Below are 2,911 nucleotides of genomic sequence, written 5' to 3'. Positions count from 1 at the left end.
ATTCCTGCCATGCCCGATACTCCGTACCGGGGGTACTTGGATGCTCCGTCACGCTTACGACCGAGCGCTCCGTAGGCGCGGACGTGTCAGAGGATACGTCGCTCTCGGAATTCGTGGGAAGACGGCGAGACGGACGAAGCGGATGGAACGACCGATGCGGACGAAACGGCCGAAACGACCGATGCGGACGGGTCGGCGACGGCCCACGAATCCGCCGAGAATCCGGACGAAGCCGCCGTCGAACCCGCCAGAGCGACGTACGATTGGACGCCCGACGGCGGGGCTTGTACGCGCTGTGGGGCGGCGGTCGAGAAGCGCTGGCGGGACGACGGCGGAATGGTCTGTGCCGACTGCAAGGAGTGGTGAGGTGGAAACGCGGATGGGGAATGAAACCACGCTTAGGAGGTCATCCGGAAACGTGCCGACTAACCGATGAAACCGCTTGACGTCGGCGGTTGAACGGCGACCTATCTCTTCGTCCGGGAGTGTCTCGTCGAAATCATGTTTGGCGCGAAACCCCGTACAAGTTGTCTTTTTTATCGACAGACAAATCCACAAAGTATTCAAGGATAACTGGAACACCTCTTTGAGTAGCGACAAAAGTTACAAAGGCCCGCTCCCATAGTACGTGTGACGAGGGAGACGCCGTTCACAGTACCCCATTGCCCATCAGGACCCGTTTCGACTCAATCGCGCATTCATAGCATGAAGGAAGCTAACAAAGATCCAGAGCCGACCCCTGTAGAGCGACCCACAGACGAATTCGCGGACCCCCTCTCGGTCGAGGACGCGGCGGATTTGACAGGACGCATCATCGACAACATCGAACACGTCATCGTCGGTCAGCACGACGTCGCGGAGCACATTTTGACGACGATTCTCGCACGCGGTCATCTCCTCCTCGAAGACGTTCCCGGCGTCGGGAAGACGATGCTCGCACGGTCACTGGCGCGCTCCATCGACTGTTCGTTCAAGCGCGTGCAGTTCACGCCCGACCTCCTCCCGTCGGACGTGACCGGCGTCAACATCTACAACCAGAAGACGAACGAGTTCGAGTTCCAACCCGGTCCCATCTTCGGAAACGTCGTCCTCGCCGACGAAATCAACCGCGCGCCGCCGAAAACCCAGGCCGCGCTGTTGGAATCGATGGAAGAAGAGCAGGTGACCATCGACGGGAAGACCCACGATGTTCCCCGTCCCTTCACGGTCATCGCCACGCAGAACGCCATCGAGCAGGACCGCACCTACGAACTCCCGGTCGCCGAAATCGACCGGTTCATGAAGAAACTCTCGCTCGGCTATCCGAACCCCGAGGACGAATCCGAGGTCCTCCGGCGCGTCGTCGGCGAGCACCCGATTCGCCGACTCGACGCGGTTGCGAGCGCCAGCGACATCCGCCGAGCCAGAGCGACCGTCTCGAACGTGAGCGTCAAGAAACCGGTTCGGGAGTACGTCACCCGACTGGCGAACTACACTCGGGACCGCTGTCAACTCGGCGTGAGTCCGCGCGGGTCGATTTCGCTGCTCCGCGCGGCACAGGCCCGAGCGGTCCTCGACGGCCGCGAGTACGTGATACCCGACGACGTGAAAGTCGAGGCGGAGGTCGTTCTCGCCCATCGCGTTCGGGGCAACTCGGGCGTCATGGGCGGCGAGGAAGGGCGGAAGATAGTACAGAACGCCCTCGACAACGTACCGGTGGAGTGAGATGCTGACGCGACGTGGCGGTGCGTTCGTCGCGGTCGGAATCGCCGGGTTCGCGTTGGCGTGGTCGTTCGGCGCGCGGTCGCTGAACGCCGTCGTCGGACCGATTTTGGTGGCGCTACTCGTCGGCTACATCCAACTGAAACGGACGACACACCCCCAACTCGACGTCTCGGTACCGAGCGTCGGCTCACGGGAGGACGAAGTGACGATAACGCTCGATTTCTCCGCGCCCAACCCCTTCGCCGGGACGGTCGAATTGGAACTCGATGACGGACTCGAATACGACGGCGGCCCCGTGAAGAGCAGCATCGGCGAGACGACCGTCGAGTTCGACGTTCGACTCGCAAAGCGCGGCGAACAGTCAATCGGACCGGTTCGCATCGTCGGGGAGGACGTCTTCGGACTGTTCAAGCGGACGTTCACCCATCAGGTCCGGGAGACCATCCTCGTCTTCCCGCGGATACGACCGGTCGATGGAGACGCCACCGTTCGCGCACTCCAAGACGCCCACGTGAACGCGGCCCGGCGCGAGTTCGAACAGCTCCGGGAGTATCAGACCGGCGACCCGCTCCGTGACGTCCACTGGAAATCGAGCGCGAAACGACCGGTGGGCCAGATGCTCGTCCGCCAGTTCGAGGCGCAGGCGGAGAGCGAACGGGTAGAAATCGTGGCCGAGGCGAACGCGGGGCGCGTCGATACCGTGGCTGACGCGACCGCCAGTATCGCATCCGCCCTACTCGACGGCGGCGTCGCGGTCGGGGTAACGACGCCCGAAGGCCGCGTCGCGCCCGACGGCGCGACCGAACAGCGGACGAAGATTCTCACCCTGCTCGCGCACATGGAGAGCGGACGGGTTCACGAACGCGAGCGCGCTCGAGCGGACGTCCTCGTTCGCGGACCGACCGACCGGGAGCACGCGGAAATTCAGTGGGGCGGCGACACGATGTCGTTCGACGAGTTCGCGTCGGGCGGCGCGCGGACGACCGCGCCACACACGGCCCGCGCGGACGGAGGTGAGACGCGATGAGCACGGCGCGGGGGTTCCAGTTCGGCCGAGTGACGATCCCGTACCGAGGGCTGGCGATGGTCTCGACGGCGGTGCTCATCGGGTCGTACCTGAGCATCCTCTACGATATCGCGAACATCGCGGGCGACAGGAGGAACCTGCTCCTGTTGGTCGCGGGTGCGTTCGTCGGTGCGACCCTGT

4 protein-coding genes are annotated in these 2,911 nt (G+C 63.7%); 3 read left to right on the top strand and 1 reads right to left on the bottom strand.

The features are described 5' to 3' along the window. Positions 1-86: 86 nt before the first annotated feature. Positions 87-356: a hypothetical protein gene (locus BG842_RS29775; protein ID WP_175424125.1), complete on the bottom strand. Its 270-nt coding sequence runs from the start codon at positions 354-356 to the stop codon at positions 87-89. A gap of 349 nt (positions 357-705) precedes the next feature. On the opposite strand from BG842_RS29775, the gene BG842_RS10525 reads away from it, so the two are divergent. The 3 genes from BG842_RS10525 to BG842_RS10515 all read left to right on the top strand — a co-directional run. After that, positions 706-1,704 carry a MoxR family ATPase gene (locus BG842_RS10525; protein WP_007979761.1) on the top strand — a complete coding sequence of 333 codons (999 nt, stop codon included), beginning with the start codon at positions 706-708 and terminating at the stop codon, positions 1,702-1,704. A gap of 1 nt (position 1,705) precedes the next feature. Continuing rightward, positions 1,706-2,731 (top strand): DUF58 domain-containing protein, encoded by a 1,026-nt coding sequence (locus BG842_RS10520; protein ID WP_069450690.1) that lies wholly within the window; start codon positions 1,706-1,708, stop codon positions 2,729-2,731. After that, a partial coding sequence (locus BG842_RS10515) for a hypothetical protein (RefSeq protein WP_139136092.1) occupies positions 2,728-2,911 on the top strand: 184 nt, incomplete at its 3' end. The genes BG842_RS10520 and BG842_RS10515, both read left to right, overlap by 4 nt.

Origin of the sequence: Haladaptatus sp. W1, from assembly GCF_001723155.1 — an archaeon.
Taxonomy (GTDB): domain Archaea; phylum Halobacteriota; class Halobacteria; order Halobacteriales; family Haladaptataceae; genus Haladaptatus; species Haladaptatus paucihalophilus.
The sequence above is the reverse complement of the archived record's forward strand: the minus strand, read 5'-3'. Positions and strand labels throughout refer to the sequence as shown.